This window comes from Microbacterium xerophyticum (assembly GCF_053543555.1).
The window spans coordinates 291359-297794 of the sequence record NZ_JBLVOB010000004.1; the positions used below are offsets into that span (position 1 = coordinate 291359).

The window sequence follows — 6436 nt, forward strand, 5'->3', positions numbered from 1 at the left end:
CGTCTCAGCACCACCCTCCCGCGTTCCGGCGAGACGTTCTCCGTCGGCCCGATACGAACGAGGGAGATCCATGAGTCTTCGCTACGCACTTCTCGCGATATTGCGCGTCGGCCCCCTGTCCGGATACGACCTGCAGAAGCAGTTCTCACAGTCGGTGGGACATGTCTGGCACGCCCCCGATTCGCAGATCTACCCGGAGCTGCGCAAGATGGAGGCCGCTGGTCTCGTGGAAGGCGAGGATCAGGTCCGAGGCGCCCGCGGTACGCGCCGGGTGTACCACGTGACCGACGAGGGCGACAGGGCGTTCACGGAGTGGATGGGCTCTCCGCTGGACTACCAGCGTGTACGCGACCCCGCCCATCTTCGAGCGGCCTACCTCGAATCCGCCTCCCCTGAATCGGCCCGCGAGTTCTTCCGGAGGCACATCCAGGTGTGGGAGGGCGAGCTGGCGCAGTTCGAAGGCGAGCTCACCCACATCCGAAACATGAGCAATCCGATGCTCGTCCGACGGCTCGAGAAGATGCCTGACGGAAACCGGGAAGCCACGATCGAGTACAAGCGACTCGCGTACCAGGGGCTGGTCGACAGGGCGCAGGTCGAGATCAAATGGGCGCGGCGCGGCCTGGAGCTCGTCTTGCGCCTCGAGAAGGAGAAGGTGGACGACGATGTCCCTGATTGAGAAGAACACGCCGCTGCTCACACCGCAGATCGATCGCGAGCGGGCGGCGAGCGCCGTCCGCGAGCTCCTGGCAGCGGTGGGCGAGGACACCAGCCGGCGCGGCCTGCAGCGCACGCCGGAGCGTGTCGCCGATCTGCTGATCAGCATGCTCTCGGGCGTCGGAGTCGATCCGGCGTCGGCGCTGGGAGCGCCGGTCCTTCTCGACGACGTCGACGCGATCGGAGACGTCGTCGGACTCACGGGAATCAGATTCTCCTCGCTCTGCGAGCACCATCTTCTCCCTTTCGAGGGGACCGTCGACATCTGGTACGCGCCCCGTGAGCACCTCGCCGGTCTGAGCCGCCTCGCTTCAGCCGTCGAAGTGGCCGCCCGCCGGCCGCAGCTGCAGGAAAGACTGGGCAGCGACCTCGCGAATGCCGTCATGGCAGTGCTTCGACCGCATGGCGTCTGCGTGCGCATCGAGGCCACGCACGGCTGCGTCTCGCACATGGAGCCCCGCGCCTCGGAAGCGCGTGCCGTCACGATCGCGAAGATCGGCGTCGTGCCCGGTCTTCTGCTCGACACCGCAGACGCGCGCGTCTCGACTGCGCCGTAGCCGGTTCAGGAGGTCAGCCGACGAACGAGCTGAGTCCTGTGATCGCTCGCCCGACGATGAGGGTGTTCATCTCTCTCGTGCCTTCGAAGGTGTAGACCGCCTCGGCATCGACGAAGAAACGGGCGACGTCGTACTCCAGCAGGATGCCGTTGCCCCCGAGCGTCTCGCGCGCGAGAGCGACGGACTCGCGCAACCGATCTGCGACGACGATCTTCACGAGACTCGCCCCGACATCGTCAGCGGGCGACTCTGCCATCCGAGACGCCAACGACAGCGTCTGTGCGATGTTCGCGACGATACGGACCAACTTCTCCTGAACCAGTTGGAACCCCGCGATGGGGCGGCCGAACTGCGTCCGCCGCGTGGCGTAGGCGAGGACGGCGTCGTACGCACCCAATTGCATTCCCGCCGCCGTCCATGCGACGTCTGCACGCAACTCGCGCATCGCTCGGTTCACATCGCGAAAGCTCTCGATCCGCGGCAGCCGCCGCGTCTCGGAGACGTGCACGTCACGCAGTGTGACCTCCGCGTTGTGCACCATCCTCGCCGCCGCCTTGTGCTCGATCACTCGGCATTCGACGCCCTCGGACTCCGTGGGCACCACGAAGGCGAGGATGCGGTCGCCACCCTGCTCGCGCGCGATCACGACGATGTTGTCAGAGATCGTCGCATTGCCGATCCACCGCTTCGCACCATCGAGAATCCAGCCGTCCCCCTGCCTGCGGGCGACCGTCTCCATCCCGCCTGCGATGTCCGATCCGTGATCCGGCTCGCTCAGAGCGAAGCATCCCGTGAAGGTGAAATCAAGGATCCCGCGATCCCATTCCGCGATCTGCTCTGGGGATCCGCCCGCGTGGATCAACGTCCGGAACATGTTCGCCTGTCCGCCGTACAGGATGGAGACGGCGAGGTCGAGACGACTGAGCTCCAGTGTGACGAAGCCGCGATAGAGCTCCCGAACAGCACCGGCCTCGGTGACGAGAGCGGGATCGTCGAGCAGTCTCAAGCGGGCGAGTCCGGCCCGGAAGTCCCCGAGGTTCGCAGCCTTCTCCCATCGCTCGGCGAGCACGGGTCGGATCTCGGTGTCGAGGAAGTCCCGAAGCCGCCGGATCTTGTCGAGCTCCGCGGGGGTCAGCGCGTTCGCGAACCCCAGGAGGTCGCCGGGATACAGGTCGGTCGCTTCGCTCATGATGTGAACGTATCCAACTCGAGAAGGCGCACGGCATTCTTCTTCAAGATCAGTTCGCGCACGTCCTCGGGGAGCTCGAGCCTCTCGAAGTCCGCCAGCCATCGGTCCGGCGTGATCGCGGGGAAGTCCGACCCGAACAGCACCTTCCTCTTCAAGAACGTTCTCGACGCCTTCACGAGTGCGGGGCTGAAGTATTTCGGGGACCACCCGGAGAGATCGATCCAGACGTTGGATTTGTGGGTGGCGATCGAGATCGCCTCGTCCTGCCACGGAACACTCGGGTGCGCCATGACGATCTGCAGGCCGGGGTGCCGGGCCGCGACGTCGTCCAGCAGAATCGGGTTCGACAATCCGAGCCGCAACCCGAGACCGCCAGGGGAACCGGCGCCGACACCGGTCTGGCCCGTGTGCACCACGATGGGGAGGCGGAGCTCCTCGATCGCGGCGAAGAGCGGCGTGAACTCCTCGCGCGAGGGGTCGAATCCCTGAACCGTCGGGTGGAACTTGAATCCGCGCACACCGAGATCGTGCGCCTGTCGATGCAGTTCCCCGATGGCAGCCTCCCCTTGCAGCGGGTCGACGGAACCGAACGCGATGAGTGCATCCTGGTTGCGCTGCGCGCCGGCGACGATGTCGTCGATGCTGTTCGGGCGTCGCCCGGTGTTCGTCGTCGCGTCGACCGTGAAGACGACGGCCATCATCTTGCGCTCGCGATAGTAGGCAGCGGTCTCGTCGACGCTGAGCGCAGGATCCGATGTCCCGAAGTATCGATCCATCCCCTCTCGCTGCTCGTCCGTCGCACCGAAATGCCCGTGACCGTCGACCTGGATGTGGACGTGGGTGTCGATCGCACGGATGGCGTCGAGATTCATTCGTGGCTCCATGTGCTCGTGCTAGCGCTCGAGGGCGATCTCTCGGCGCATTCGTGCGAGGTCGACCTTCCCCGTGGGGGTCCGGTCCATGCTCGCGCGGAACAGGATGTGTCTCGGGCGCTTGTATCCGGCGAGGATCGGATCGATGAAGCCGATCAGATCATCAGATGTGACCTCGCTCTGCGCTGTCCGTTCGACGACCGCCGTGACGATCTCACCGAACCGAGCGTCCGGCACCCCGACCACGACGACGTCAGCGACTTCCGGATGCGTCAGCAGCGCTTCCTCGACCTCCAACGGGTAGACCTTCTCCCCGCCTGTGTTGATCACCCCGCTGCCTCGACCGAGGAACTCGAAGTAGCCGTCTTCCTGGACGCGGACGAGATCCCCTGGCACCACGTGCCGGATTCCGTTGATCACGGGGAAGGTGGCAGCGGTCTTGTCAGGGTCACCGTGGTAACCGATCGGCAGGGCACCTCGTTGCGCCAGCACGCCGAGTGCACCGGGACGGTCGTGGACCTCACGTTGCTCGTCGTCCAGCACGGTCGCCGTGGGCTGCAGGCGCGGACGGCCCGGCAGATCCTGCACGCCGGTCGTCGTGGTGACCGCGAATGCGCCGCCCTCGGAGGAGGCGAGCAGATCGATCACAGTGAGGGAGGTGATCGTGTGCAGACGCGCCTTCACTTCGGGGCTGAATCGCATTCCGGAACTGATCACCGAAGTGACGGTCGGCAGCCCCTGACCAAGCCTCTCGATCGACTCGACCAGCGGCACGGCCACCGCGTCGCCCGCCACGATGATCCTGGTCGCTGAGGCGTCGTTCGCGAAACGCACAGCCGCGTCAGCATCCAGCTTCGGCGATGACGTCACCAGCACGGTCCCCCCGAGCGTGAACGTGTTCATGGATGTCGTCAGCGCGGTCCCGTGCATGAACGGCGCCAGCGGCAGGTTCACCGTCAACGGCGTGTCAGGGTTGGAGGCGATGCTCGCCGCGTCCGTCACCGTCTCGGGCCACGCGAGTCCCGCGAGCGTGTACGTCGAGAACATCTGGACCTCGAACATGTCCTGAGCGTCCCAGCGAACCGCCTTGGGTCTGCCGGTCGTACCGCCTGTGTAGATCCACAGCTCCGCATCGTCGGGGGCGTGGGCGGGGAGCTGCGCGTCCACGCCGATCGCCTCAGCCCAGGTGAGCCCTGGAGCGTCTGCGGACGACCCGTCGTCATCGACCTGTATCAGGGCGATGTCCCCCGTCGACTGTGCGACGGCGTCGGTCGCGACGTCGGTGAGCGAACTCGTGTAGACCAGCGCTTTGGCACCGGAGTCATCCAGCAGGGCCGCGACCTCGCCCGACCGGAATCGGAAGTTGAGCGGCACCGGGGTGATCCCTGCCCCGAGGCATGCGTAGAGCGCGATGAGGAACTCGGGACGGTTGTACAACAGCAGCGCGACTCGATCCCCTCTCGCCACCCCGCGCTGCGCCAGCGCACCGGCGAATGCGCCTGCCTCGCGCGTGAATCGCGCGTACGACCATTCCTCATCGGCGGTGCGGATCGCGACACGCTCAGGGAGCACCCGGGAGATCGCCTGCCACACATCGGAGTAGTGCGCGCGCATGTCAGGCCCCCTGCGGCCCGGAGCGTTGCGCAAGTCCGGCGAGATCGTCGCGCCATGCGCCGTCGATCTGCTCCGGCGACCATCCACCGTCGTGGTCCAGAGTCTTGAGCACCGCGGGGTGCGAGTAGAGAGTCAGGCGATCGCCGCCGACGCCGATCGCCTGGCCCGTGACGGCGGCGGATTCATCGGACGCCAGCCACACGATGAGCGAGGCCACGTCCTCCGCCGACCCCAGGGCATGATCACGACGATACTCAGCAGGGATCTCACCGGTCTCCAGATAGTCCTCGTAGACCTTCGTGTACGCCGGGATCGTGGCGGTCATGGGCGAGAGCGCGGTCGGGATGACGGCGTTCGCAGTGATCCCCGCCCTGGCGAGTTCCAGCGACCAGGTGCGCGCCATCGCCACGAGGCCGGCCTTGGCTGCCGCATAGTTCGTCTGCCCGAAACTTCCGAACTGCCCTGCCGGCGAGCCGATGAGCACGATGCGACCGCCCTCCCCCTGCTCTCGCATGGCGATCGCAGCGGCGCGACCACAGGTGAACGATCCGCGCAGGTGCGTCTCCGTCACGAGATCGAAATCGTCGTCCCCCATCTTCCAGAGCACACGGTCCCTCAGCACACCGGCATTGGCGACGAGGATGTCGATGCGGCCGAACGCCTCCTGTGCAGCCGCCACGAGGGCCTCCGCCGTCGCGCTCGGACCCACCGGCGCGATGACGGACACGGCGCGGCCACCGGCCTCGCGGATCGCCTCCACGGTCTGCCCAGCGCTCTCGGCATCGACATCGTTGACGACGACGGATGCCCCGGCTGCGGCGAGCGCGATCGCGTAGGCGCGACCGAGGCTGCGCCCGGCGCCGGTGACGATCGCCGACCTGCCATCCAGGCGAATCGCGCCGCTCATCGGTAGTACCTCAGAACCAGTTCCGCCACGCACGCAGGCTTCTCACTGCCTTCGACGTCGAACACCACGCGAACGACGATCTGCGATCCGTCGGCGATCGGCTCGACAGCGAGGACGTCGCCGCGAACACGGATGCGCGAACCGACGGGAACAGGCGCGGGGAAGCGCACCTTGTTCATGCCGTAGTTCACCCCCATGCTGAACCCGGTCACCTCGAAGACCTCGCGCATCAACGGAACGACGAGGCCGAGCGTGAGCATGCCGTGAGCGATCGTGCCGCCGAAGGGCGTGGCCGCAGCGAAGTCCGCGTCGAGATGAATCGGATTGTCATCGCCGGAGACACGCGCATAGAGGTCGACGTCGTCCTGAGTCACCTCGCGCCAATCGGAGGGACCGAACGACGCCCCCTCGACATGCGAGAGATCTTCGACCGGTGTGGACAGGGTCATGGCTGGCGTCATCGCATTGCATCCTTCTCGTCGAGTCGGCGGCCGTGCGCGCCGAGCATCATCGCTCCGATATCAGGCTACCTGAAACATTCGGCGATGGCTACATGCGGTCGCGAAGCGGAACGGCCCTC

At 66.3% G+C, this 6436-nt stretch carries 7 protein-coding genes; 2 read left to right on the plus strand and 5 right to left on the minus strand.

Annotated elements, in window-relative coordinates:
- The first annotated feature begins 70 nt into the window (after positions 1-70).
- Positions 71-679, plus strand: a complete 609-nt coding sequence (locus ACNPNP_RS04000; RefSeq protein ID WP_448964771.1) for a PadR family transcriptional regulator — start codon at positions 71-73, stop codon at positions 677-679.
- Entirely contained in the window at positions 666-1274 is a 609-nt protein-coding gene (gene folE / locus ACNPNP_RS04005; RefSeq protein WP_448964772.1) for a GTP cyclohydrolase I, read from the plus strand. The genes ACNPNP_RS04000 and folE overlap by 14 nt, the downstream gene beginning before the upstream one ends.
- 13 nt (positions 1275-1287) lie before the next feature.
- Here folE and ACNPNP_RS04010 read toward each other — a convergent pair whose 3' ends face one another.
- From ACNPNP_RS04010 to ACNPNP_RS04030, 5 genes are read right to left on the minus strand one after another with little or no spacing between them, the layout of a single operon-like run.
- Positions 1288-2463, minus strand: coding sequence for an acyl-CoA dehydrogenase family protein (locus ACNPNP_RS04010; protein ID WP_448964773.1), 1176 nt, complete (start codon positions 2461-2463; stop codon positions 1288-1290).
- On the minus strand, positions 2460-3335 hold the full coding sequence (locus ACNPNP_RS04015; RefSeq protein ID WP_448964774.1) for an amidohydrolase family protein: 876 nt from the start codon (positions 3333-3335) through the stop codon (positions 2460-2462). The genes ACNPNP_RS04010 and ACNPNP_RS04015 overlap by 4 nt, the downstream gene beginning before the upstream one ends.
- Before the next feature lie 21 nt (positions 3336-3356).
- Entirely contained in the window at positions 3357-4949 is a 1593-nt protein-coding gene (locus ACNPNP_RS04020; RefSeq protein WP_448964775.1) for an AMP-binding protein, read from the minus strand.
- A 1-nt stretch (position 4950) separates the two neighbouring features.
- Positions 4951-5856 carry an SDR family oxidoreductase gene (locus tag ACNPNP_RS04025; protein WP_448964776.1) on the minus strand — a complete coding sequence of 302 codons (906 nt, stop codon included), beginning with the start codon at positions 5854-5856 and terminating at the stop codon, positions 4951-4953.
- Complete coding sequence (locus tag ACNPNP_RS04030; protein ID WP_448964777.1) at positions 5853-6317, minus strand: MaoC family dehydratase; 465 nt, start codon at positions 6315-6317, stop codon at positions 5853-5855. The genes ACNPNP_RS04025 and ACNPNP_RS04030 overlap by 4 nt, the downstream gene beginning before the upstream one ends.
- Positions 6318-6436: the final 119 nt, after the last annotated feature.

Bases quoted from the DNA above. Each gene is read 5' to 3' on its own strand.
- ACNPNP_RS04000 (WP_448964771.1), top strand. From the start codon at position 71: ATGAGTCTTCGCTACGCACTTCTCGCGATATTGCGCGTCGGCCCCCTG.
- folE (WP_448964772.1), top strand. From the start codon at position 666: ATGTCCCTGATTGAGAAGAACACGCCGCTGCTCACACCGCAGATCGAT.
- ACNPNP_RS04010 (WP_448964773.1), bottom strand. From the start codon at position 2,463: ATGAGCGAAGCGACCGACCTGTATCCCGGCGACCTCCTGGGGTTCGCG.
- ACNPNP_RS04015 (WP_448964774.1), bottom strand. From the start codon at position 3,335: ATGAATCTCGACGCCATCCGTGCGATCGACACCCACGTCCACATCCAG.
- ACNPNP_RS04020 (WP_448964775.1), bottom strand. From the start codon at position 4,949: ATGCGCGCGCACTACTCCGATGTGTGGCAGGCGATCTCCCGGGTGCTC.
- ACNPNP_RS04025 (WP_448964776.1), bottom strand. From the start codon at position 5,856: ATGAGCGGCGCGATTCGCCTGGATGGCAGGTCGGCGATCGTCACCGGC.
- ACNPNP_RS04030 (WP_448964777.1), bottom strand. From the start codon at position 6,317: ATGACGCCAGCCATGACCCTGTCCACACCGGTCGAAGATCTCTCGCAT.